Source organism: Streptomyces sp. WMMC500, assembly GCF_027497195.1.
Lineage (GTDB): Bacteria > Actinomycetota > Actinomycetes > Streptomycetales > Streptomycetaceae > Streptomyces.
On sequence record NZ_CP114905.1, the window covers coordinates 2429105 to 2452288 of the forward strand.

Sequence of the window (23184 nt, forward strand, 5' to 3'; positions counted from 1 at the left end):
CTCAGACCTCGAGGACCTGGCGGCGGTTGTACGTGCCGCAGTTCGGGCATGCGATGTGCTGCTGCTTCGGCTCGTGGCAGCGCTCGCATGCCACCAGGTGCGGGACCGCAGCCTTCCACTGCGACCGGCGGTGGCGCGTGTTGCTGCGCGACATCTTCCGCTTCGGAACGGCCACGGCTACTTCTCCTGCTTCTCGCCGGCGCCGTCGTCAGCGCCGCTCGGGTCGTCCTTCTCGCCGTCCGAGACGGTCTCGGCGAGTCCCTGCAACGCCGCCCACCGGGGGTCGACGGCGTCATGGTGGTGGTCCGGGTCGTCCGCGAGCCGTGCCCCGCAGTCGGGGCACAGGCCCGGGCAGTCCTCCCGGCACACCGGCTGCAGCGGCAGTGCGAGCACCACCGCGTCGCGCAGCTCCGGTTCGAGGTCGAACATGTCGTCCTCGAGGTACAGCGTCTCCTCCTCCGCGTCCGCCTCCTCGGCGTCCGCGCCGGAGCCGCCGCCGCGGGCCACGCGGCCCCTGGCGTCCGTCTCCGGGTAGGAGTACATCTCCTGGAAGTCCACTCGAAGCTCCTGCCCGAGCGGCTCCAGACACCTTACGCACTCGCCCGTCGCCCGTGCCCGGGCGGTGCCCGTGACGAGCACGCCCTCCATCACGGACTCGAGCCGCATCTCCAGCTCGACGGGATCGCCCTCCGGCACGGCCACCACCTCGTTGCCGAGGTCCTTGGGCGCCGGTACGGTGCGGGTCAGCCGCTTGAGCGTACCGGGGCGACGGCCCAGGTCCCGTGTGTCGAACACGAGAGGGGCGCGAGGGTCCGGTTGGGCTTTCAGGGCTTTCCTGCTTTCGTGCACCCTGCGCATGACGGGCAGGGACGGGCGCGGAGCGATACGGCGAGGGTCCAGAATACTTGACACTCCGCCCAAGACCCAATCCGGGCGTCGGTCCGCGGCGGGCCCCCGCGGGTGCCTCCCGGCGGCTCAGCGGCCGCGGTCGTCGTACTGCCGGAGCTGCTCCAGGTCGATCATGCTGGTGTCGAAGAGGCTGGTCTCGTCGAGCGCGGCGGGCGCCGGGGCGTAGCCGCCCTGCTGCGGCAGGTGGACCTCGCCCTGGCCGTACGGCATCTGCTGCGCGGCGTCCGGGTACGCACCGGCCCCGGCCTGCCCCTGCTGCCCGGCCTGCTGCGGCCAGCCGTAGCCGGGGTCGGGCTGCTCGTAGCCCTGCTGGTAGCCCTGGCCGTAGTCCTGCGGGTAGTCCGCCGGCTGCTCCGGCTGCGGGTAGCCGGGCTGGGCGTAGCCCTGCGCGGCGGCGGTGTCGTAGTACGCGGCGGCCGGCTGCGGGACGGCGTGCGGGGGCTGCTGCGCGGGCGGCGGCGGGACCGCGGGCTCCGGGGCGCCGCCGGGGTGGTGCGCCGGGCCCGGCCCGTCGGCGAGCTCGGCCAGTTCCGCGAGGTAGTTCTCGTCCGTCGTGCCCGCGGGCCCCGTGCCGGGCTGCCCGAAGGTCTCGCCGAGCTGGTCCGTGGGCCGCGCGCCCTGGAGCTTCTGCCGGCCGCGGCCGACCGCCTCCAGGGTCTTGGTCAGCACCGACTGGAACGCCTGGAACTGCGCTTCGACGTACGTGTCCGCCCGCCTGCGCTGCTCGTGCGGGTCGGCGCTGCGCTCCGGCGCCTCGCCGGCCGGGTCCTGGCCGGCGTCGTAGCCGTGCGGGTCGTCGTATCCGGGCGCGCGGCCCAGCAGCTTGTCCCGGCCGCGGTCGACCGAGCCGATGGTCTTGGTGAGGACGACCTCGAAGTTGGCGAGCTTGCTGTCGACGTAGTCGTCGGCCTCGGCGCTGATCTGCTCGGCCTCCTGGCGGGCCTCGCCGAGGATCCGGTCGGCCTCGGCCCTGGCGTGCCGGGCGACCTCGGTGTCGGAGATCAGCGCGCTGCGCCGGTTCTGCGCCTCGTCGAGGATCTGCTCGGCCTCGCGGCGTGCCTCCTCGACGAGTTGCTCACGCCCGCCGAGCAACTGCTGCGCCTGGGCCAGCGACCCGGGCAGGGCCTCGCGCACCTCGTTCAGCATGCCGAGCAGCTCGGCGCGGTTGACCACGCACGACGCCGACATGGGCATGGACCGCGCGCCCTGCAGGGCCTCCGCGATCTCGTCGAGCTTTCTCTGCACGTCCATGGGGAAAGACTCTACGGCGCCCGGCTAGGAGTTGGTGAGGCGTTGGTCAAGTGCCCGGTTGACAACCGGGGGTACGAGGTGGGATACGTCACCGCCCCAGGTGGCGACCTCCTTGACCAGGCTGGAGGAGAGGAAGCTGTAGGTCGGGTTGGTGGGGACGAAGAGCGTCTCGACCCCCGACAGGCCGTTGTTCATCTGGGCCATCTGCAGCTCGTAGTCGAAGTCGCTGACGGCGCGCAGGCCCTTGACGATGGCGGGGATGTCGCGCTCCTTGCAGTAGTCCACGAGGAGGCCGTGGAAGCTCTCGACCTCCACGTTGCCGTACTCCGCCGTGCACTGGCGGATGAGGTCCATCCGCTCCTCGACGGTGAACATGCCCTTCTTCGCCTTGTTGATCATCACGGCGACGTGCACGACGTCGTAGAGCTTCGAGGCCCGGGCGATGATGTCGAGATGCCCGTTGGTGATGGGGTCGAAGGACCCCGGACAGACGGCGCGGCGCAACGGAGGTTCCTCGCTCTCGTTTCCGGTCGTGCGGGTGAGGGGTGTCATGAGGGTTTCGGTACGGGATCCGGGTTCGGGGACGGAGAGGGGGACGGGGCGGGCGGTCCTGGGACCGGTGAGGCGGCGCGACCGTACCAGAGCGTGCCTTCGCCGTAGCGCCTGGCCCGCAGTGGCTCGAACCCGTCGGGCCAGGGGAATTCACCGCCTCGGGTGCTGCGCTCCACGGTGGCGAGCGCGCCCGGAGACAGCCAGTCGCGGGCACGGAGTGTGACGAGTATCTCGCCCACCGCCGCGTCGTCCACCTCGTACGGCGGGTCGAGGAAGACCACGTCGTACGGGTACGGGGGCGGCGGCCCGGCGGCGACCTGCTCGGCCCGGGCGGTGCGCACCTCGGCACCGGGCAGGCCGAGGGCGCGGACGTTCTGCCGGATGACCCGGGCGGCGCGGGCGTCCGCCTCGACGAGCAGCGCGTGCCCGGCGCCGCGGGACAGCGCCTCCAGGCCGACGGCGCCGGAGCCGCCGTACAGGTCGAGGACGCGCAGGCCGTCGAGCGTGCCGAGCAGGGTCTGCCAGGTGGAGAAGAGACCCTCGCGGGCGCGGTCGGAGGTGGGCCGGGTGCCGGTGCCGGGCGGCACGGCCAGGCGCCGCCCGCCGGCGGTGCCGGCGATCACGCGGGTCATGGCTGCTGGGTGTCCTTGTCCTCACGGGCGCGGTCCATCCCACGATATGCCTCCGGGGTGACGGCCGCGGTGCCGCCCGGTGGCGGGGGCGTGCGTGCCCGTTCGCCGGGGATCCACCGGCCGGCCGGGCGGCCTCCCCTCGCCCGCCCCACGCGCCTCCCTGCCTGCCCTACGCGCCCTCCCTGCCTGCCCTACGCGCTCTGCCCGCCCTGCCCGAGCGCGAGCATCGCCTCGGCCACTTCGCCGGCCGCCTCGTCGGGGATCGCGGTGGCGGCCTCCGCCAGGACGAGCAGACGCGCGCCGGGGATCTCGCGCGCGATCGCCTCGCCGTTGCCCACGGGGAAGAACGGGTCGCGGCGGCCGTGGACGACGAGCGTGGGCACCCCGATCCCGGGCAGGCGCTCGCGCCAGCGCGGGGTGCAGTCGAGCCGGGAGAACACCATGCCCATCTGGTTGGCCGTCTGGACCGGGGGCGCCGTGCCGGGCGTGCGGTCCCAGACGCGCGCGGCGGTCGCGCGCGCGGCGGCGGGGTCGTCGCCGAGGATCTCCGCGCCGGCGGCGGCGAACTCCGCCACCGCCTCGCGGTCGGCCCAGTCGGGCATCGGGTGCCCGAACAGCCGGCCCATCGTCGCCTCGTCGTGGTCGGGGAGGTCGTCGTCGGGCGGGCCGGGCGCGACCGGGCGGGTGCCGGCCAGGGTGAGCGCGGAGAACGCGCCGGGGTGGTCGAGCGCGGCCACCTGGGCGACCATCCCGCCGACGCCGATCCCCGCGAGGTGGGCGGGACCGCCGGAGAGCGCGCCCGCCAGGGCGGCCGCGTCGGCGGCGAGGTCGCGCAGGGTGTAGGCGGGCGCTTCCGGGTCTCCGGTCGTCGACTCGCCGCTGTCGCGCAGGTCGTAGCGGACCACGCGGCGTCCGCCGGCGGCGAGGCGCTCGCAGAGCGCGTCCGGCCAGGAGAGCATCGTCGTGCCGCCCGCGAGCAGGATCAGCGGTGCGTCGTCGGCGCCGAAGGACTCGATGCCTAGGGCGACTTCGTTGACGTTCACGGTGGTCATCGGACCACCGTACGCGGGGACCCGGGGGCGGCCGGACGCGGACCGCCGGCCGGGTCAGCCCTTGTCGAGGAACTGCTCCCGCTCGTCGTCCAGCAGGCTCGCCAGCGCGCCGCGCAGCTCCGGGTACGCGGCCAGCTCCGGGTCCTCGGCCACGAGCGCCGCGGCGGCGTCCCGGGCCTCGGCGATGACGTCCTCGTCGTCGATGACCGCGAGCATCCGCAGGCTGGAGCGGGCCCCGGACTGGGCCTGCCCCAGCACGTCGCCCTCGCGGCGCTGCTCCAGGTCGACGCGGGAGAGCCGGAAGCCGTCCTGGGTGGCGGCGACCGCGTCCAGCCGGGTCCTGGCCGGTGTGCCCTCCGGCATCTCGGTGACGAGCAGGCAGAGCCCCGCGGCGGCGCCGCGGCCGACCCGGCCGCGCAACTGGTGCAACTGGGAGACGCCGAAGCGGTCGGCGTCCATGATGACCATGACGGTGGCGTTGGGGACGTTGACGCCGACCTCGATGACGGTCGTCGCGACCAGCACGTCCACCTCGCCCGCGGCGAACCGGCGCATCACGTCGTCCTTGGCGTCCGGCTGCATCCGGCCGTGCAGCACCTCGACCTTCAGCCCGGCCAGCGGCGCCCCCGGGGCGGCGGAGAGCTGCGCGGCGATGTCCAGCACCGCCAGCGGGGGCCGCTTCTCCGCCTCGTCCTCCGGCGACGGAGCCTCCCCGGCCCCCCTGTCCCCCTTGGCGCCCTTCGAGCCCTTCGCGCCCTTCGCGCCCTTGCCGCCCTGGGGCTCCGTCTCCTCCGCGGAGTCGCCGATGCGCGGGCAGACGACGTACGCCTGGTGGCCGCCCTCGACCTCCTCGCGCACCCGCTCCCAGGCGCGGGAGAGGAAGTGCGGCTTGTCGGCCGCCGGCACGACGTGGCTGGCGATGGGCGAGCGTCCGGCCGGGAGCTGGTCGAGCACGGAGGTCTCCAGGTCGCCGAAGACCGTCATGGCGACCGTGCGCGGGATGGGCGTGGCGGTCATGACGAGCAGGTGCGGCGTGCGCTTGTCGTCCCCGCGGTTGCCCTTCGCGCGCAGCGCGTCCCGCTGCTCGACGCCGAAGCGGTGCTGCTCGTCGACGACGACCAGGCCGAGGTCGTGGAACTGCACCTTGTCCTCGATCAGCGCGTGGGTCCCGACGACGATCCCCGCCTCGCCGGTGGCCAGGTCGAGCAGCGCCCTGCGGCGCGCCGCCGCGCCCGCGGAGCCGGTGAGCAGCTCGACCTTCGTGCCGTGCTCGGCGCCGCCGAGCAGGCCGGCCTCGGCCAGCTCGCCCATCATCTCGGTGATCGACCGGTGGTGCTGCTGCGCCAGCACCTCGGTCGGGGCGAGCATCGCCGCCTGCCCGCCCGCGTCCACGACGGCGAGCATCGCGCGCAGCGCCACGAGCGTCTTGCCCGAGCCCACCTCGCCCTGGAGCAGCCGGTGCATGGGGTGGTCGGTGGCCAGGTCGGCGAAGATGTCGGCGGAGACCCGCCGCTGCCCCTCGGTGAGCGTGAACGGCAGCCGGGCGTCGAAGTCCGCGAGCAGTCCCTCGGCGGCCGCCACGCGCGGCACCGCGGGCAACTGCCCGTCCGCGTGCCGCCGCCGGGCCAGGGCGACCTGGAGGACGAACGCCTCGTCCCACTTCAGCCGGTCCCGCGCCGCCCACAGGTCGGCCTTGGTCTTCGGCCGGTGCACCTTCAGCAGCGCCTCGCGCAGCGGCACGAGCCCGCGCTCGGTCCGCAGCGCTTCGGGCAGCGGGTCGGCGACGCCCGCCCAGCCGGTGGCCTCCAGCCCGTCCAGCACCGTGTCGACGGCCTGCTGGAGCTGCCAGGACGCGAGCTGCCGGCACGCCGGGTAGAGCGGCAGGAGCTTGCCCGCCCACTCGTCGGCCTCGGCGTCGGCACCCCCGCTGTCCTGGCCCGCCAGCGGCTTGAAGTCGGGGTGGGCGAGCTGGCGCTTGCGGTTGAAGACGGTGACCTTGCCGGCGAACAGGGCGCGCCTGCCGGGCAGCAGCTCCTTCTGCGGGTGGTACGCGCCGCGCCCGAAGAACACGAGGGTCAGCCGGCCGCTGCCGTCGGTGATGACCACTTCGAGCCGGCGACCCCGGCCCGTACCCAGCATGGCGGCCTTCTCCACCTGCGCGACGACCGTGACGTGCTCGTCGACCTCCAGGTCCGCCAGCCGCGTCAGCTCGCCGCGCTCGGCGTACCGCCGGGGGTAGTGGTGCAGCAGGTCTCCGGCCGTGTGCAGATCCAGGTGCTCCGCCATGGCCTTGGCGGTCCGGTCGCCGACGGACGTCTTCAGGGGCTCTTCCAGCACGGACACGCGTCCATTGCACACCATCGGGCCGACAGGGCGCGGCAACCCCTGGTAACCCGGGCCCGCCCGGTCCTACGATGGTCCGCCCCGGAGTCCCTTTCGCGATCACCGACGCCGATCGGGATCGCCCGACCCGCGCCGCCACGCCCACCCCCCGCCGGCGCTCACGTGATGACACCTGAGAACGCTGCGCCCACCGCGTCCCACACCTTCCAGGTCGACCTGCGCGGCCTGGTGGACCTGCTCTCCCACCACCTGTACTCCAGTCCGCGGGTCTACCTGCGCGAGCTGCTGCAGAACGCCGTCGACGCGGTCACCGCCCGCCGCGCGGCCGACCCCGGCGCGCCGGACCGGATCCGGCTGTACGCGCTGCCGCCCGCCGGCGGCCCGGACGGGGAGCGCGGCGGCCCGGCCGCGGGGCTGCGCGTCGAGGACAGCGGCGTGGGGCTCACCGAGGCGGAGGTGCACGAGCTGCTCGCCACCATCGGCCGCAGCTCCAAGCGCGCCGGCGGCCTGGAGTCCGCGCGGGCCGGGTTCCTGGGCCAGTTCGGCATCGGTCTGCTGGCCTGCTTCCTGGTCGCCGAGCGGATCCGGGTGGTCAGCAGGTCGGCCCGCGATCCGCAGGCGCCGCCGGTGGAGTGGACGGCCGCCGACGACGGTTCGTACACCGTACGGACCCTCCCCCCGGCCGCCCGCGCCGAGCCCGGCACCACCGTGCACCTGACGCAGCGGCCCGGCTGCGCCGAGTGGTTCGAGCCCGCGCGCGTCACGGACCTCGCCCGCGACTTCGGCGCGCTCCTGCCGTACGACGTACGCGTGGGCGAGACGCCGGTCACCGAGCTGCCCGCCGTCTGGGACCGCCCGTACCCGAGCCCGGCCGCCCGCCGGGTGGCGCTCGCCGGGCACTGCCGGGACGTCTTCGGCTTCACCCCGCTCGACGCCGTCGCGCTGGACGTGCCGCTCGCGGGCGTGCGCGGGGTCGCGTACGTGCTGCCGTCCGCCGTCAGCCCCGCCCAACGCGCCGGGCACCGCGTGCATCTGAAGGGCATGCTGCTCACCACGCGCGCCGAAGGGCTGCTGCCCGACTGGGCGTTCTTCGTCCGCTGCGTGGTCGACACCGACAGCCTGCGGCCGACCGCCTCGCGGGAGGCGCTGTACGAGGACGAGACGCTCCTCGCCGTGCGCGAGGCGCTCGGCGGCGCCGTGCGGGACTGGCTGACGTCGCTGGCCGCCGGCGACCCGGACCGGCTGACGCAGTTCCTGTCCGTGCACCACCTGGGCGTGAAGTCGCTGGCCCGGCACGACGAGGAGATGCTGCGCACGATGCTGCCGTGGCTGCCGTTCGAGACCACCGACGGGCAGGTGTCACTCGCGGAGTTCGCGCAGCGCCACCCGGTGGTGCACTTCACGCGCAGCGTGGAGGAGTTCCGGCAGGTCGCGCCGATCGCCTCCGCGCAGGGCATCGGCGTCGTCAACGGCGGCTACACCTACGACGCGGAGCTGGTCGAGCTGCTGCCCCGGGTACGCCCCGGGACCGCCGTCGCCGAGCTGGACCCGGACACCGTCACCGCGCACCTGGACGCCGTCGACCCGGCCGAGGAGCTGGCCCTGTCCGGCTTCCTCGGCGTCGCCCGCGCCCGCCTCGACCCGCTCGCCTGCGACGTCGTGCTCCGCGCCTTCCACCCGCTGACGGTGCCCGCGCTCCACCTCGACGACCGCGCCGCCCGGCACGAACGGGCCCGCGCGGACGAGGAGGAGCACGCCGACGAGCTGTGGGCGGACATCCTCGGCAGCCTGCGCGGCGGCGCCCCGCGCGCCCGGCTCGTTCTCAACCACCGCAGCCCGCTGGTGCGCCGGATCAGCGGCCTGGGCGCCCCCGAGCTGGTCGGCAGCGCGGTCGAGGCGCTGTACGGGCAGGCGCTGCTCATGGCGCAGCGCCCGCTGCGGCCGGCCGACTCGGCGCTGCTGAACCGGGCGTTCGCCGGGCTGCTGGAGTGGGCCACGCACCCGCCGGGGGCGGCGGATCCCGCCGACCGCGCCGCCGGCGAGGAGGACGGCAGATGAGCGCCGGCGCCCCCTCCCCCGCGCCCGCCGGGCCCCCCGCCGACATCGACGCCTTCCGCCGGGCGATGCACGACAACGCGCAGCAGCCCGAGGGGCCCGGGCGCAACGCCGGTGCCGAGCGGCTGCTCGCCGAGGCGGAGCGGACCGGCCGGCCCGCGTTCGTCGTCGAGGGCCTGATCCACCTGCTGCAGACGTACAACTTCAGCTCCGAGCAGGACAAGATGTTCGTCCCCTTCGCGCGGCTGCTGCGCATGTGGGACGAGCGGCCCGGGGACTTCGACGAGGAGGACACCCACCACCTCTTCTGGATGTTCAAGTGGGTCTCCGCCGGGATGACCGACCAGCCGCACATCCCGCTGGCGGCGATGGAGAAGTGGCTCGCCGAGATGGAGCGCCGCTACCGCCTCGCGGGCCACAGCGAACGCGCCGTGCGGCAGGCGGAGTACCACATCGCCGAGCACGTCGGCGACGACGCGCGCGCCGCCCGCGCGTACGCGGCCTGGCGCGCCGCCGAGCGCGACGCCAAGAGCGACTGCCACGCCTGCGAGCTGCGCGGCCAGGGCGGTTGGGAGGCGGGGCACGGCGACGACGCGGCGGCGCTCGACCTGTGGCGGCCGGTGCTCGACGGCGTGCACGCCTGCGCCCACGAGCCGCACGCCACGCTCGCGGAGTCGCTGCTGCCGCTGCTGCGGCTGGGCCGCTTCGACGAGGCGCGGGCCAACCATCTGCGCGGGCACCGGATGGTGCGCCGGATGGAGAGCATGCGGTTCGCGTTCGCGCGGCACGTGGAGTTCTGCGCGCTGACGGGCAACGAGGCGCGGGGGCTCGAACTGCTGGCGGAGCGGCCGGCGTATCTGACGGACCGGGGGGAGCCGTCGAGCCTGATGGCGTACCTGGCGGTGACGGCGCTGCTGACACGGCGGCTGGCGGCGCTGGGCCTGGGCGCGGAGCGGGTGGTGAGCCCGCCGAGTGCGGGGAGCGCCGGCCGGGAGTGGACGGTCGTGGAGCTGCGGGCGTACGCGGAGCGGGAGGCGCTGGCGCTGGCGGCCCGCTTCGACGCGCGCAACGGCACGGCGGCGGTGTCGGGCGGCGTGCGCGAGCGGATGACGCGCAAGCCGCTGGCGGAGCGGCTGCCGCTGGGCCTGCGCGCGCGCCGGCCGGGGCGGCGGGGCGGTGCGCCGGCGGCCGGTGATGCGGCGGCGCCCGGTGACGCCCCGGCACCGGGCGTGCGGACCGGGGTGGCGGAGCTGCTCGACACGGCCCGGGAGCGGACGGCCGCCCGCCGCCCCGACGCGGTACGGGCCTGGGCGGACGCGGCGCGAGCGGCGGCGGAGGCGGGCACGGAGCTGCACGTACGCGACCGCGCCGAGATCGCCGCCCACCGCGCGATGGCCCCGGAGACGACGGCCGGCGAGGCCGCGGCCCTGCTCGCCACGGCGGCCGGGCTGTTCGAGACCGCGGACGACCCGGGCCGGGCGGCGGTGTCGCGCGCCCGCGCGGCGTTCGCCCTCGCGCTCGACGGCCGTGCGGACGACGCCCTGGCCGCGGTCGAGGACCCCTGCGCCCGGGCGCTGGCGCTGCACGCCGAGGGCCGCGCCACGGCCGCCGACGCGGCGGCGGCGCTGATCTGCCGGGCCCGTGTCCACACCCTGCGCGGCGACGGCCCGGCACCCGCCGGGCCGCACAGACCGGACCCCGCCGGGACCGGTACCGGCGAGCCCGCGGACACGGCCCGCGAGCCCGGGGGCCCGGGCTCTCCCCGCACCGCCGCCGAAGCAGTGGCCGCCGTGCTGGCCTTCGCCGCGCCGTACGCGGACGACCCGCGCGTCGCCGGCCGGATCGCCGAGGCACACGAACTCCGGGCCGAACTCGCCGCCCGCCACGGCGAGACGGAGCGCGCCGCCGCGCTGTACGAGCAGGCCGTCGCCGGGTACGCCGCCGCCGGTGTCCCCTGGAACGCGGTGCGGGCCCAGTCCGCGCTCGCCGGTGCCGCCTCGCGGCTCGGCGACCGCGAGACCGCGGAGCGCGCCGCGCGCGGCGCGCTGGAGCACGGCGCCGCGCACGGCCGCCCCGCCGGACAGGCCGGCCTGCACCTGCAGCTCGCCGACATCCTCTGCAACACCGGCCGCGACGCCGAGGGCGCCGAGCACCTGCTCGAAGCCGCCCTCTGGGCCGACGAGGCCGGCGACTCCGCCGACGTGGGCGCCTGGGCCCGCCACCACCTCGGCGGCGCCCTGCTCCGCCTGGGCCGGGCGGCGGAGGCGGCGGCGGTGCTGGAGGACGCTCTCGCCGACCTGAGCGCGGAGGTGCACGGCGAAGGGTCCGTGGTCCAGACCCGCTGGTGGCTGGGCGACGCCATGGGGCGGCTCAGGGAGCACAAGCACGCGGCGGAGCAGTACGTGCTGGCCGCGGAGATCGCCGCGGGCTGGGCCGGCGACGGGGCCCGCGACCACGCGATGCTGGCGACGCTGGCCGCGCAGTCGCTGAGCGCGGCGGAGGCCGACGCCCAGGCCGACCGCGCGTACGCGCGCGCGGGCGCGCTCTGGCGGGAGCTGGGCGACGTCCCGTCGCTGATCCGCACGCTCAGGGCCCGCGCCTGGCTGGCCCTCCGGCCGGGCGGGGCGGGGGCGGCGGCGGGCCGGGCGCTGATGACCGAGGCGGAACGGGAGCTGACGGCGGCCCTGCGCGCCACGCCGGAGGAGCCGACGGGGGCCGCACCGACCGCCACGGCCGCCACCCAAGGGACCGACGGGCCGCCGGAGGCGGCTCCCACACCCGCGGACACCCCGGACACCCGAGCGGCGACCGCGGCCGGCCCGGTCCCGGACGACGCCGACCCCGCCGGCGGCCCTCCGGTACGCGGCGGGCGTCGCGACGTGCTGCTCGCCGAACTCGCCACCACGCACCGGCAGACCGGCGACCTGATCACCGCCGCCTCCGGCCACACCCCGCACGACCCCGACGAGAGTGCCGCCGCCACCGCCCGTGCCGCGTACGAGGAGGGCCTGGGCCACGTCCTGCGCGCCGTGACCGGCTTCGCCGAGCTGGGCCCCGAGTGCCTCGACGAGTACACCGGGGCCCAACTGCTCGCCGCCTGGCTGGAGGCCGACCTCGGCCGCCCCGAGGCGGCGGCGCGGCGCGCCCGCGCGGTGCTCGCCGCGTACGGGGAGGGGGACGCCGGGACGGAGTCCGCGCAGTCCCGCCGCGACGAGGCGCGGGCGCTGCTGGACTACGCGGAGCGCTGAGGCCGCGGCACGCGCCCGCTACTCCACCCCGATCAGCAGCGGCGCCGACTGGCTCCCGCCGTCGTACACCACCGTGTCCACCGCCAGATGCCCGCCCCGTACGTGCGCCTCCAGCCGGGCGCCGAAGCCCTCCGGCAGGTCCGGGCCCAGCACCAGCGTGACCAACTCGCCGCCGCCCGCGAGCATCCGGTCCAGCACGGCCTCCGCGGTCTCCGCCAGGTCGGCGCCGACCACCGCCACGTCGCCCTCCACCACCCCGAGCACGTCGCCCGGGCGGCAGATCCCCGCCGTCGTCCACGCCTCCTGCTCCGCGACCGCGAGCTCCGCGTGCCGCGTGGCGCCGGCCGCCGCCGTCATGGAGACGACGTCCTCGTCGAAGCGCCGCCGCGGGTCGTGCACCGCCAGCGCCGCGAGGCCCTGGACCGCCGCGCGCGTGGGGATGAGGGCCGCGCGCACGCCGGACGCGCGCGCCTCCTCCACCGCCACGGCCGCCGTGTGCCGCAACTCCGCGTCGTTCGGCAGCAGGACGACCTCCCCCGCGCCCGTCCGCCGCATCGCCTCGGCCAGCTCCCCGCTCGCGGGCGGCTCCCCCTCCCGTACGGTCACCACCCCCGCACCCGCCTGCGCGCACAGCGCGGCCAGCCCGTCGCCCGGCACGACGGCGACGACCGCCCGGCCCTCGGGCCCGCCGTCTCCGGACTTCACGCTCGGGGGCGCGCCGGGGGCGGGGCCGGCCGGGAGATGGGTGATCCGGATGCGGTACGGGCGGCCGGCCTCGACGCCCGCCTCGACGGCGGCACCGGCGTCGTCGACGTGCACGTGCACCCGCCACAGCCCGTCGCCGCCGACGACGACGAGGGAGTCGCCGAGCGCGTCGAGCCGGGGCCGGAGCCGGGTGACGGCGGCGTCGCCGGCCTCCAGCAGGTAGATCACCTCGTACGCCGGCCCGCCCCCGCCCGGCTCCGCACACGCGCTCCCGTCGTGGCGGGCGGCGGTCCTGCGGGTCCCCGGGCCGCGGCCCGCCGGTCCTTCCGGTCCCAGCTCCGTGGGGCGGGCCGCGCCGCTCAGGGCGTCGGCGAGGGTGCCCAGCACCGCCACCAGACCGAGCCCGCCGGCGTCCACGACGCCCGCCCGGCGCAGCACCTCCAACTGCCCGGTCGTCGCGGCCAGCGCCTCCCGGGCGCCGTCGTACGCGCCGCGCGCCACCCGCGCCGCGTCGCCCGCGGGCCCGCCCGTCTCCTCCTCGGTCACCGCAGCCACCGCGGCCGCCGCGGCGGCGTCGGCGACGGTCAGCATCGTGCCCTCGACCGGGTGCTCCACCGCCGCCCGCGCCGCGTCCGCGCCCCGCCGCAGCGCGACGGCCAGCAGCTCACCGGCACCGCCGCCCGCACCCGCGCGCGCACCCGCCTGCGGCACCGCGCCGGTCAGCCCCCGCAGCAGCTCCGCCAGGATCGTCCCCGAGTTGCCGCGCGCCCCGATCAGCGCGCCGTGCGCCATGGCCCGGAGCACGTCCGCCACCGCCGGCTCCACCCCGCCGCCGGCGCCCGCGTCCTCCGCCGCGAACGCCCCGTACACCGCGTCCACCGCCTGGGCCGCCGACTCCACCGTCAGGTAGAGGTTCGTCCCGGTGTCGCCGTCGGCGACCGGGAAGACGTTGACGGCGTCGATCTCCTCCCGGCCGCGGCCCAGCGCCTCCAGGGCCAGGGCGCACCAGGCCCGCACGGAAGCGGCGTCGAGCACCTGCACAACCCCCTCGGGACGGACGACGGCAAGGCCGGGTACGGTGTAGCCGCAGCGTAGCCGCTGGACCGGCGATTTCCTCCGCCGCAAAGCGCCGTAGTATGCTGCACAGGTTGCCCGGTCCCGTACCGGGCCTTCCTTCCCCGGCACGGCCGCTCTGCTCCTCCCAGGAGACGGGCGCGCTGCCGGGATCCGACCGTACGTGCATCAGAAGCTTGGAGTGACCCGTGGCTGCCAACTGCGACGTCTGTGGCAAGGGGCCGGGCTTCGGCAACAACATCTCCCACTCGCACCGCCGCACCCGCCGCCGCTGGAACCCCAACATCCAGCGGGTGCGCGCCGTGGTCGGGGGGACGCCGAAGCGCCTCAACGCCTGCACCTCGTGCATCAAGGCGGGCAAGGTCTCGCGCTGACGTAGCGCAGCCGCCCACGCACGGCGAGCCGGTCCACCGCGGGTGGGCCGGCTCTCTCGCGTTCCCGGCGGCGGGCGGCCCCTCGGCCCGTAGGGGGCATCAGGCCGCGCCGCAGCGGCAGTTCAGCCCGTACGGGACGCGCGCCTCAGGTCGTACGGGACCCGGCGTCGCCGTTCGTGCGCCAGCGCCACCCGTGGTCCACGGGACCGGTCCCCTCCCCCAGCGGGAACCCCCCGGCTATCGCCCCCGTGACGTACTCCTTCGCCGCCGCCACCGCCTCCGGCACCGGCCGCCCCCGCGCCAGATACGCGGCGACGGCGCTCGCCAGCGTGCAGCCCGTGCCGTGGGTGTGCCGCACGGCGATCCGGGGCGTGCGCAGCCAGTGCTCCTCGGTGCCGTCCGTCAGGAGGTCCACGGCGTCCTCGCCCGCCGGCAGATGGCCGCCCTTGACCAGCGCCCACCGCGGCCCGTACACCAGCAGCGCCGCCGCCGCGCGCCGCATGTCCGCCTCGTCCGCCACCCGGATCCCCGTCAGCCACGCCACCTCGGGCAGGTTCGGGGTGACGACGGTCGCCGCCGGCAGCAGCCGGGCGCGCACCACGTCCAGCGCCTCGGCCGCCAGCAGCCGGTCGCCGTGGGTGGAGACGCCGACGGGGTCGACCACGACCGGCACGGGCGTCGAGGCCAGCAGCTCCGCGACCGCCGCGACCGTGCCGGCGCCGGCGAGCATGCCGGTCTTCACGGCCTGGACCCCGATGTCGTCCACGACGCTGCGGTACTGACCGCGCACGGCCTCCGCCGGCAGCTCCCAACTGCCCTGCACCCCGAGGGAGTTCTGCGCGGTCACGGCGGTGACGACGCTCATGCCGTGCACGCCGAGCGCGAGCATGGTCTTCAGGTCGGCCTGGATGCCCGCGCCGCCGCCGGAGTCGGAGCCGGCGACGGTCAGCACGCGCGGCGGCGCGCTCCCGCCCTCGGTGAAGCCCGCCGGCTCACTCACCGAAGTGGTCCCAGCCGGCCGCTCCGCGCCACGGCTCGCCGTCGACCGTCACCTGCGCCGCCGCGGACGGCGCCTGCACCTCGCCCACGACCCGCCACCGTGCCGGCAGCTTCACCTGCGGCGGGAACGTCGCCACGATCGCGTGGTCCTCGCCGCCCGTCAGCACCCACTGCAGCGGGTCCACGCCCACCGCCTTGCCGATGTCCGCCATCTGCCCGGGCACGTCGAGGGCCGCGGTGCGGATGTCGATACGGACCTTCCCCGCGGCGGCGACGTGCCCGAGGTCGGCCAGCAGCCCGTCACTGACGTCCGTCATCGACGTGGCGCCCAGCCCCGCCGCCGCCGGGCCCGCCTGGTACGGCGGTTCGGGGCGGCGGTGGGCCTCGACGAAGGCGCGGGGCGAACGGAAGCCGCGGGCCAGCACGGCGTGGCCGGCCGCGGACCAGCCGAGCCAGCCCGTCACCGCCACCACGTCGCCGGGGCGGGCGCCGGCACGGGTGACCGGCTCGTGGCCCTGCATGTCGCCGAGGGCGGTGATCGCGAGGGTGATGGCGTCGCCCCGTACGACGTCGCCGCCGACGACGGCGGCGCCGGCGACCTGGCACTCGTCGCGCAGCCCGTCCATCAGCTCCGCGGGCCAGGTGACGAGCAGGTCCGCGGGGACGACGAGGCCGAGGAGCAGGGCGGTCGGCACGGCGCCCATGGCGGCGATGTCGGCGAGGTTCTGGGCGGCGGACTTGCGGCCCACGTCGTACGCCGTCGACCAGTCGCGGCGGAAGTGCCGGCCCTCGATCAGCACGTCCGTGCTGGCCACGACCCGGCGGTCGGGGGCGGTGATGACGGCCGCGTCGTCGCCGGGCCCGACCCGGACCGCGGGCGTCGTGGTCAGCCGGGAGGTCAGCTCCCGGATGAGCCCGAACTCGCCCAGCTCCCCCACGGTGCCCCGCCCCTGCCCGTGGCCCTTCATCGGATCGCTCCTTCCGTCAACCCGGCGCCGGTGGTCTCGCTCGTCATGGCCGGTCCCGACCCTCCCGCGGCGGCCGGACTACGCGATACGGTTGCGTCTCTCCCCCCATGATCCTCGAAGCCGCCCCTGGAGGTTCCGTGGTACAGGCTTACATCCTGATCCAGACGGAGGTCGGCAAGGCGTCCGCCGTCGCCGAAGTCATCGCCAAGATCCCCGGAGTGATCCAGGCCGAGGACGTCACCGGGCCGTACGACGTGATCGTGCGTGCTCAGGCGGACACCGTCGACGAACTCGGCCGTCTCGTGGTCGCCAGGGTCCAGCAGGTGTCGGGTATCACCCGGACCCTGACCTGCCCCGTCGTCCATCTCTGAGCCCCCCGTATGCTCGGCCGGTGATTTCGCTGAGCCCACCGCCCCGGCCTGACCGCACCACCGGGCGCCCCGGCGCCGCGCGCCGCAGCGCCCGGAGCGACCGCCCCACCCTGCACTTCCGCCCCACCCGGCCATACCGCTCCGCTCTCCGCCTGCCCGCCGCACTCCTGCTGCTCGCCGCCCCGCTCGCCTGTTCCGGGGGCGGCGGCGCGCCGCAGGTGGCCGTGCCGACCCCGCAGGGGAAGGCCGTGGACCACTGCCGCGAGCTCGCCGACCGGCTGCCCGGCACCGTCGACGGCCAGGAGCGCCGCGAGACCGAACCGGTCTCGGCGCTGACCGCCGGGTGGGGCGACCCGGCCGTCGAGCTGCGCTGCGGCGTGCCCAGGCCGGAGGTGCTCACGCCCGGGAGTGAACACTACAACCCCACCACCGACGCGGTGAGCGTGAACGGCGTCGACTGGATGTACGAGGACCTGGACGACGGCGCCCGCTTCACCACCACGCAGCGCACGGCGTTCGTGGAGGTCACCGTGCCGGATGCGTACGCGCCCGAGGTGAACGCGCTGACGGACCTGGCGGAGGCGGTCGCCGCGGCCGTCCCCGGCACGCTCTGACGCCTTCGCGGGCTGCGGGCTCGCGTTGCCCGAGGCGGCTAGCGCAGCCCCGTCGAGCGGCGCAGCGCCGCCTGGATGAGCCGGTCCACCAGCTCGGGGTAGCCCACGCCGCTCTCCTGCCACATCCGCGGGTACATGGAGATGGGCGTGAAGCCGGGCATCGTGTTGATCTCGTTGATCACGAACCCGCCACCGTCGGTGCGGAAGAAGTCCGCCCGCACCAGCCCCTCGCAGGAGCACGCCTCGAACGCCGCGACGGCCAGCCGCTGCACCTCCGCGGTCTCCTCCGCGGTCAGCGGCGCCGGCACGATCCCGTCGGCGGAGTCGATGTACTTGGCCTCGAAGTCGTAGAAGTCGTGGCTGGTCGTCGGCGGGATCTCGGCGGGCACGCTGGCCCGCGGCCCGTCCTCGAACTCCAGCACGCCGCACTCGATCTCGCGCCCGCTGACCGCCGCCTCCACGATGATCTTCGGGTCGTGGCGGCGCGCCTCGGCGATCGCGTCCTCCAGCCCGGCGAGCCCCGCGACCTTCGTGATGCCGATGGACGAACCCGCACGCGCGGGCTTCACGAACACCGGCCAGCCGTGGTCGGCGGCGAAGTCCACGATCTTCTTGCGGGCCGCCGCGCCCTCCTGCCCGGGGGCGCCCTCGGCCCACTCGCGCGGCCGGATCACAGCGTACGGGCCGACCGGCAGCCCGTACGAGACGAAGACCCGCTTCATGTACTCCTTGTCCATGCCGACCGCGGAGGCCAGCACCCCGGAGCCCACGTACGGCACGCCGGCCAGGTCGAGCATGCCCTGCAGCGTGCCGTCCTCGCCGTAGGGGCCGTGCAGCATCGGGAAGACGACGTCGACCTCGCCGAGCGCCTTGGGCACCTGCCCGGGCTCGGTGTAGACGACCTCGCGGCTGCCGGGGTCGGCGGAGAGCACCACGGCGCCGTCCTCGGCCTCCGCGTCGACCAGTTCCTCGACGCTGGGTACCCGGCGGTCGGCGATGGCCATCCGCTCGGGGTCGTCCGCGGTGAGCGCCCAGCGGCCGTCGGCGGTGATGCCGATGGGCAGCACCTCGTACTTGTTCCGGTCGATGGCGCGCATCACGGCGCCCGCGGTGACCACGGAGATGCCGTGCTCGGAGCTGCGCCCGCCGAAAACGACGGCGACGCGCGGCTTGCGGCCCTGGCTTTCGTAGGAGTGCTCGCTGCTCATCGCTCGCACATTACCCGCTGCGTCGGGGAACGTCAGTGTCCCTCCGCCTTGGCGCTGCGGGACATCAGCTCCTTCAGCGCCACGAGCGGCGGCTTCCCGTCGTGCACGATGCTCACCACGGTCTCGGTGATCGGCATGTCGACGGCGTGTCTGCGGGCCAGATCGAGCACCGACTCGCAGGACTTGACGCCCTCGGCGGTCTGCCGGGTGGCGGCGATGGTCTCGGCGAGGGTCATGCCGCGGCCGAGGTTGGTGCCGAAGGTGTGGTTGCGGGACAGCGGCGAGGAGCAGGTGGCGACGAGGTCGCCCATGCCGGCCAGGCCCGCGAAGGTGCGCGGGTCGGCGCCGAGCACGCTGCCGAGGCGCGCGGTCTCGGCGAGGCCGCGGGTGATGAGCGACGCCTTGGCGTTGTCGCCGAGGCCCATGCCGTCGGCGATGCCGACGGCCAGCCCGATGACGTTCTTGACGGCGCCGCCGAGTTCGCAGCCGACGACGTCGGTGTTGGTGTACGGGCGGAAGTACGGGGTGTGGCAGGCGGTCTGCAGCCGGCGGGCCACCTCCTCGTCGGCGCAGGCGACCACGGCGGCGGCGGGCTGCCGGGCGGCGATCTCGCGGGCGAGGTTGGGGCCGGTGAGCACGGCGACCCGGCCGCGTACGCCGCCGGTGCCGCCGGCGCCGCCCGCGCCGGCGCCCTCCTTGGCGGGTTCCCCGGCAACGACGTCCTCGATGACCTCGCTCATGCGCTTGGCGGTGCCCAGTTCGACGCCCTTCATGAGGCTGACGAGCACGGTGCCCGGGGCGAGCAGCGGCGCCCAGCGCTCCAGGTTGCCGCGGAGGGTCTGCGCCGGCACGGCGAGCACGGTGAACTCGGCGTCCCGGGCGGCCGCCGCGGGGTCGGCGGTGGCGGTGACCGTGTCGGGGAGCGTGACGCCCGGGAGGTAGTCGGGGTTCTCGCGGGTGGCGTTGAGGGTGTCGACGAGCGCGGCTCTGCGGCCCCACATCGTCACCCGGCAGCCGGCGTCGGCCAGCACCATCGAGAAGGCCGTGCCCCACGAGCCGGTGCCGAAGACGGCGCAGCGCGTCACGAGTTCTCCTTACGTTTCGCGGAGCGGCGGCGCTGTTCGGCGCGTACTGTCTTCGGGTCGAAGCGCTCGGCGGGCGCCTGCTCGCCGCGCAGCTCCTCCAGCAGGCGGGTGACGGCGTCCATGATGACCTCGGTGACCTCCGCGAGCACCTGCGGGGTGGGCTCCTTGCCGTAGAACTCCGACAGGTCCACCGGCGGCCCGGCGAGCAGGTGGAAGGTCCTGCGCGGGAAGGGGTGGAGCTTGCCGTAGGGCGGCAGCACCTCGTGGGCGCCCCAGTGGGCGACGGGGATGACGGGCGCCCTGGTGACCAGCGCGACCCGGGCGGCGCCGGTCTTGCCCTTCATCGGCCACAGCCCCGGGTCGCGGGTGAGCGTCCCCTCGGGGTAGAACGCGACGCACTCGCCGTCCTCGACGGCTTTGACGGCGGCCCGGAATGCTTTGGAGGCGTCGGTCGACTCGCGGTAGACGGGAATCTGCCCGGTGCCGCGCATCACCGTGCCGACGACGCCCTTGTCGAACAGTCCGTCCTTCGCCAGGAACCGCGGCACGCGGCCGGTGTTGTACTGGAAGTGGGCATAGAAGAACGGGTCGAGATACGAGTTGTGGTTGACGGCGGTGAGGAATCCGCCGTCGGCCGGTATGTGCTCCGCGCCACGCCAGTCCCGCTTGACGAGCAGCCGCAGCGGCGGCTTGCAGATGGCCGCGACCAGCCGGTACCAGAAGCCGATCCTCCGCCGTGACACGGTCCTTTTCACCTTCCCGGATTTCCCTGGTGCGCGTTTCGGGGCCGAAACAGTCTCGCCCCGGGTCTCACGTCTGTCGAGAACACCGTACGCCCATGTGACCGGCCCGCCCCGCCGCGCGGAGCGCGGGCAGGCGACAATGGGGCGTAACGACGATGATGAAACGCACGGCACCTGCGCAGACGGAACTCCCCGGCCGACCGGACCGGCGGCTCTGGCATGTCGTCGTACCGCTGAAGCCGCTGGCGCGGGCGAAGTCGCGGCTGGGCCCGGCGGCGGGCGAGCCGGGCCGGGGCCGGCTGGCGCTGGCGTTCGCGCTCGACACGGTGGGCGCGGCGCTCGACTGCCCGGCGGTGGGCTCCGTCACGGTCGTCACGGACGACGCCGAGGCGGCGGGGCAACTGGCGGCGGCGGGGGCGCGGGTCGTACCGGACGCCCCGCGGGCGGGCCTGAACGCCGCGCTGGCGCACGGGGAGCAGCGGGTGCGGGCGGCGGAGCCCGGCGCCGCCGTCGCGGCGCTGAACGCGGACCTGCCGGCGCTGCGCCCCGCGGAGCTGGCCCGGGTGCTCGCGGCGGCGGGCGGCGGGCGGGCGTTCCTGGCCGACGCGCCGGGCGTGGGCACGACGCTGCTGGCGGCGGCCCCGGGGGTGGCGCTGGCGCCCGCCTTCGGCGTCGCGTCGCGGGCGCGGCACCTGGCGTCGGGGGCGCGGGAGATCGGGCTGCGCGGGGTGGACTCCGTGCGCCAGGACGTCGATACGGGCGCGGACCTGCGGGTGGCGCTGGCGCTGGGGGTGGGGCGGCACACGGCGGCGGCGCTGGCCCGGCTGGCGGCGTACGGCGGGGAAGTCCGCGACCGGGACGGCGAAGGGGCCGCCAGGTGCCCGCAGCACGCCCCGGGGGCACGGACGGCGTGCGACGGCGTGTGCGGCTGAGCGCCGGCCGGTAGCCTGCGGCACATGCAGGCCACAGCGTTCACGTACGACCCGCAGACCGGCAGCGGCAGCGTGCTCCTCGACGACGGCACGCCGCTGCCCTTCGACGGCGCCGCCTTCGCGGCGGGGGGCCTGCGGCTGCTCAGGCCGGGGCAGCGGGTGCGGATCGAGACCGAGGGCACCGGCGAGGCGCGCAGGATCGTCCTGGTGACGCTGCTGACCCTCTGACGCCGCGGCCCGGGGCGCCGGCGCCGGCCCCGTCCCGTGCGGCCTCGCGCCGCCGGGCCCGGACATGCCGCGGGCCGGTCTCCCCGAGGGGAGCCGGCCCCGCTTGCGGACCCTGCGCCGGGTCCGTCATCGCTTCCTGGCAGTGGTCTTCTTGGCCGTGGTCCGCCGGCCGGCGGCCTTGCGGGCCGGCGCCTTCTTGGCGGTCGCCTTCCTCGCCGGGGCCTTCTTGGCGGACTTCTTGGCCGCCGTCTTCTTGGCGGAGGCCTTCTTCGCCGAGGACTTCTTGGCCGTGGTCTTCTTCGCCGGCGCCTTCTTGGCCGTGGTCTTCTTCGCGGGCGCCTTCTTGGCCGTGGTCTTCTTCGCCGTGGCCTTCTTGGCGGCGCTCTTCTTGGTGGCCTTCTTGGCGGCGGCCTTGGCGGTGGTCTTGGTCCCGCCGGACAGGCTGCCCTTCGGGGCCTTCTTCACGGCCGTGTCGTGCTTCGGCAGCCGCTTGGATCCGGAGACGAGGTCCTTGAAGCCCTGGCCCGCGCGGAACCGCGGCACGGAGGTCTTCTTGACCCGCACGCGCTCGCCCGTCTGCGGGTTGCGGGCGTAGCGCGCCGGGCGCTCCACCTTCTCGAAAGAGCCGAAGCCCGTGACCGATACGCGCTCGCCGGAGACGACCGCACGAATGATCGCGTCGAGGACGGCGTCCACGGCGTCGGCGGCCTGCTGGCGGCCACCCATCTTGTCGGTAATAGCTTCAACGAGCTGTGCCTTGTTCACGTCTTCCCCTTCGGAGGCATTGATTGCCGAACGAAATGTTCAAGCCTTTTCGCACGTTAGGCAGATATATACCGCAAATCAAAGGCAAAACGTCTCTCATCACCCTTGTGTCGCAACGGACTCCCTACGAGCGCGCGTCCAGCTCCCGCCGCAGACGCTCCAGCCGCCTTGCGGCTCCGGCGAGATCGTGCTTCGCGGCACCCGTGATGGCGAGCAGGCGCCTTGTGAGCTCTGCCCGTTCGGCGTCCGTCGCGGCCACCTCGCGTACCTGGCGGTGGGCCTCCTTCAGCCCGGCGGCGACGGTCTCGTAGAGCGTGAGTTGACCGTCGGGATCCATGCGCCGATTGTGCCATCTGCGGTGAGTTGTCGCCCGCCGGCCCGTCAACGCACGGACGCACGAAACCCCGCGCCCGCCACCTGTCGGCGGCGGGCGCGGGGCCTCGGCTGGGGCGGAAACCGCCGGTCAGACCGGTAGAGTCTGCGGCTTGAACGCCGGCCTCGCCGCCTCGAAAGCGGCGATGTCGGCTTCGTGCCGAAGGGTGATGCTGATGTCGTCGAGACCGTTCAGCAGCCGCCAGCGGGCGTTCTCGTCCAGCTCGAACGACGCGGCGAACGCGGGCGCGCCGGGCGTACCGCCGGCGCGTACTTCCAGGCCCTCCAGGTCGACGGTCACCTCGGTCCGCGGGTCCGCCTCGGCCAGTTCCCAGAGCCGCTCGACGTCCGCCTGCGGCAGCACGACGGTCAGCAGGCCGTTCTTGAGCGAGTTGCCACGGAAGATATCGGCGAAGCGGGACGAGACGACGGCCTTGAAGCCGTAGTTCTGCAGCGCCCACACGGCGTGTTCACGGGACGAGCCGGTGCCGAAGTCCGGGCCGGCCAGCAGGACGCTCGCGCCCCGGTACGCCGCGCTGTTCAGCACGAACTCCGGGTCCTTGCGCCACGCCTCGAACAGGCCGTCCTCGAAGCCGTCCCTGGTGACCTTCTTCAGCCAGTGGGCCGGGATGATCTGGTCGGTGTCGACGTTGCCGCGGCGCAGCGGCACGGCGCGCCCGGTGTGGGTGGTGAAGGCTTCCATG

23 protein-coding genes are annotated in these 23184 nt (G+C 75.4%); 7 read left to right on the forward strand and 16 right to left on the reverse strand.

From position 1 onward, the window contains the following. Position 1: 1 nt before the first annotated feature. From rpmF to recG, 7 genes are all read right to left on the reverse strand, one after another. Complete coding sequence (rpmF, locus tag O7599_RS09835) at positions 2-175, reverse strand: 50S ribosomal protein L32 (protein WP_018844671.1); 174 nt, start codon at positions 173-175, stop codon at positions 2-4. A gap of 2 nt (positions 176-177) precedes the next feature. Then, the gene (locus O7599_RS09840) at positions 178-858 is read right to left on the reverse strand and encodes a YceD family protein (RefSeq protein WP_281621755.1); all 681 of its coding nucleotides are present in this window, start codon (positions 856-858) and stop codon (positions 178-180) included. A 117-nt stretch (positions 859-975) separates the two neighbouring features. Beyond that, positions 976-2160, reverse strand: a complete 1185-nt coding sequence (locus tag O7599_RS09845) for an ATP synthase F0 subunit B (RefSeq protein WP_281621756.1) — start codon at positions 2158-2160, stop codon at positions 976-978. A gap of 24 nt (positions 2161-2184) precedes the next feature. After that, entirely contained in the window at positions 2185-2664 is a 480-nt protein-coding gene (gene coaD, locus O7599_RS09850; RefSeq protein ID WP_281623326.1) for a pantetheine-phosphate adenylyltransferase, read from the reverse strand. Positions 2665-2708: 44 nt separating this feature from the next. After that, the gene (gene rsmD / locus O7599_RS09855; protein ID WP_281621757.1) at positions 2709-3344 is read right to left on the reverse strand and encodes a 16S rRNA (guanine(966)-N(2))-methyltransferase RsmD; all 636 of its coding nucleotides are present in this window, start codon (positions 3342-3344) and stop codon (positions 2709-2711) included. A 191-nt stretch (positions 3345-3535) separates the two neighbouring features. After that, positions 3536-4396 carry an alpha/beta hydrolase gene (locus tag O7599_RS09860; RefSeq protein ID WP_281621758.1) on the reverse strand — a complete coding sequence of 287 codons (861 nt, stop codon included), beginning with the start codon at positions 4394-4396 and terminating at the stop codon, positions 3536-3538. A gap of 54 nt (positions 4397-4450) precedes the next feature. Beyond that, positions 4451-6739, reverse strand: a complete 2289-nt coding sequence (gene recG / locus O7599_RS09865) for an ATP-dependent DNA helicase RecG (protein WP_281621759.1) — start codon at positions 6737-6739, stop codon at positions 4451-4453. A gap of 165 nt (positions 6740-6904) precedes the next feature. On the opposite strand from recG, the gene O7599_RS09870 reads away from it, so the two are divergent. Next, positions 6905-8797 (forward strand): HSP90 family protein, encoded by a 1893-nt coding sequence (locus O7599_RS09870; protein ID WP_281621760.1) that lies wholly within the window; start codon positions 6905-6907, stop codon positions 8795-8797. Continuing rightward, on the forward strand, positions 8794-12042 hold the full coding sequence (locus tag O7599_RS09875) for a tetratricopeptide repeat protein (protein WP_281621761.1): 3249 nt from the start codon (positions 8794-8796) through the stop codon (positions 12040-12042). The genes O7599_RS09870 and O7599_RS09875 overlap by 4 nt, the downstream gene beginning before the upstream one ends. A gap of 18 nt (positions 12043-12060) precedes the next feature. Here O7599_RS09875 and O7599_RS09880 read toward each other — a convergent pair whose 3' ends face one another. Then, on the reverse strand, positions 12061-13788 hold the full coding sequence (locus O7599_RS09880) for a DAK2 domain-containing protein (RefSeq protein ID WP_281621762.1): 1728 nt from the start codon (positions 13786-13788) through the stop codon (positions 12061-12063). Between the two features lie 221 nt (positions 13789-14009). On the opposite strand from O7599_RS09880, the gene rpmB reads away from it, so the two are divergent. Then, a complete protein-coding gene (gene rpmB / locus O7599_RS09885; RefSeq protein WP_018839653.1) occupies positions 14010-14195 on the forward strand; it encodes a 50S ribosomal protein L28 in 186 nt (61 codons plus the stop codon). A 145-nt stretch (positions 14196-14340) separates the two neighbouring features. On the opposite strand, the gene thiD is transcribed toward rpmB, so the two are convergent. Beyond that, a complete protein-coding gene (gene thiD / locus O7599_RS09890; protein WP_281621763.1) occupies positions 14341-15195 on the reverse strand; it encodes a bifunctional hydroxymethylpyrimidine kinase/phosphomethylpyrimidine kinase in 855 nt (284 codons plus the stop codon). Next, positions 15188-16162, reverse strand: coding sequence for a thiamine-phosphate kinase (locus tag O7599_RS09895; RefSeq protein ID WP_281621764.1), 975 nt, complete (start codon positions 16160-16162; stop codon positions 15188-15190). The genes thiD and O7599_RS09895 overlap by 8 nt, the downstream gene beginning before the upstream one ends. Positions 16163-16299: 137 nt before the next feature. Between O7599_RS09895 and O7599_RS09900 the strand changes: the two genes are divergently transcribed. Together O7599_RS09900 and O7599_RS09905 are read left to right on the forward strand one after the other, a co-directional pair. Next, the gene (locus tag O7599_RS09900; RefSeq protein ID WP_018839656.1) at positions 16300-16533 is read left to right on the forward strand and encodes an Lrp/AsnC ligand binding domain-containing protein; all 234 of its coding nucleotides are present in this window, start codon (positions 16300-16302) and stop codon (positions 16531-16533) included. Positions 16534-16556: 23 nt separating this feature from the next. Then, complete coding sequence (locus tag O7599_RS09905) at positions 16557-17147, forward strand: DUF3515 domain-containing protein (protein ID WP_281623327.1); 591 nt, start codon at positions 16557-16559, stop codon at positions 17145-17147. Positions 17148-17185: 38 nt separating this feature from the next. On the opposite strand, the gene O7599_RS09910 is transcribed toward O7599_RS09905, so the two are convergent. Genes O7599_RS09910 through O7599_RS09920 form a run of 3 tightly spaced genes read right to left on the reverse strand, consistent with a single transcriptional unit; the run spans position 17186 to position 20183 of the window. Then, positions 17186-18355 carry a D-alanine--D-alanine ligase family protein gene (locus tag O7599_RS09910; RefSeq protein ID WP_281621765.1) on the reverse strand — a complete coding sequence of 390 codons (1170 nt, stop codon included), beginning with the start codon at positions 18353-18355 and terminating at the stop codon, positions 17186-17188. A 32-nt stretch (positions 18356-18387) separates the two neighbouring features. After that, positions 18388-19440: an NAD(P)H-dependent glycerol-3-phosphate dehydrogenase gene (locus O7599_RS09915; protein WP_281621766.1), complete on the reverse strand. Its 1053-nt coding sequence runs from the start codon at positions 19438-19440 to the stop codon at positions 18388-18390. Next, positions 19437-20183 carry a lysophospholipid acyltransferase family protein gene (locus O7599_RS09920; protein WP_281621767.1) on the reverse strand — a complete coding sequence of 249 codons (747 nt, stop codon included), beginning with the start codon at positions 20181-20183 and terminating at the stop codon, positions 19437-19439. The genes O7599_RS09915 and O7599_RS09920 overlap by 4 nt, the downstream gene beginning before the upstream one ends. Positions 20184-20338: 155 nt before the next feature. On the opposite strand from O7599_RS09920, the gene cofC reads away from it, so the two are divergent. Both cofC and O7599_RS09930 read left to right on the forward strand, forming a co-directional pair. Next, positions 20339-21115 (forward strand): 2-phospho-L-lactate guanylyltransferase, encoded by a 777-nt coding sequence (gene cofC, locus O7599_RS09925; RefSeq protein WP_281621768.1) that lies wholly within the window; start codon positions 20339-20341, stop codon positions 21113-21115. A 24-nt stretch (positions 21116-21139) separates the two neighbouring features. Beyond that, positions 21140-21343, forward strand: coding sequence for a hypothetical protein (locus O7599_RS09930; protein ID WP_281621769.1), 204 nt, complete (start codon positions 21140-21142; stop codon positions 21341-21343). Between the two features lie 126 nt (positions 21344-21469). On the opposite strand, the gene O7599_RS09935 is transcribed toward O7599_RS09930, so the two are convergent. The 3 genes from O7599_RS09935 to leuD all read right to left on the reverse strand — a co-directional run bounded on the left by O7599_RS09935 (position 21470) and on the right by leuD (position 23183). Next, the gene (locus O7599_RS09935; protein WP_281621770.1) at positions 21470-22108 is read right to left on the reverse strand and encodes an HU family DNA-binding protein; all 639 of its coding nucleotides are present in this window, start codon (positions 22106-22108) and stop codon (positions 21470-21472) included. 124 nt (positions 22109-22232) lie between these two features. Continuing rightward, positions 22233-22445, reverse strand: coding sequence for a hypothetical protein (locus O7599_RS09940; protein ID WP_281621771.1), 213 nt, complete (start codon positions 22443-22445; stop codon positions 22233-22235). A 126-nt stretch (positions 22446-22571) separates the two neighbouring features. Next, positions 22572-23183, reverse strand: a complete 612-nt coding sequence (gene leuD / locus O7599_RS09945; protein ID WP_281621772.1) for a 3-isopropylmalate dehydratase small subunit — start codon at positions 23181-23183, stop codon at positions 22572-22574. Between the last annotated feature and the right edge of the window lies 1 nt (position 23184).